Source organism: Cupriavidus sp. SIMBA_020, from assembly GCF_046535395.1.
GTDB classification, from domain to species: Bacteria; Pseudomonadota; Gammaproteobacteria; order Burkholderiales; family Burkholderiaceae; genus Cupriavidus; species Cupriavidus campinensis.
Genome location: NZ_JAWRWU010001210.1, coordinates 1 through 252 on the forward strand (window position 1 = coordinate 1; position 252 = coordinate 252).

The window sequence follows — 252 nt, forward strand, 5'->3', positions numbered from 1 at the left end:
TGGCTGCTCGTGCTGCTGGCGCTCGGCAGCGTGGCGTCGGCTTATGCGCCGGGTTACGCGGTGTTTATCGCGCTGCGTCTGTTTCAGGGCATCGGGCTCGGCGGCGAATCGCCGGTGTCGGCCACGTATATGAACGAAGTGTGCCCCGCGCGCATTCGCGGCCGCGTGATCTTCGTGCTGCAATCCACGTTCGCACTCGGCAATCTGGTGGCGGCCATCGCGGCGCTCTGGCTGATTCCGGCTTACGGCTGG

The 252-nt window shown here is 66.3% G+C and carries 1 protein-coding gene; it reads left to right on the forward strand.

The window, feature by feature from the left end; translation table 11 throughout:
* A partial coding sequence (locus SB751_RS33370) for an MFS transporter (protein ID WP_410749416.1) occupies positions 1 to 252 on the forward strand: 252 nt, incomplete at both ends.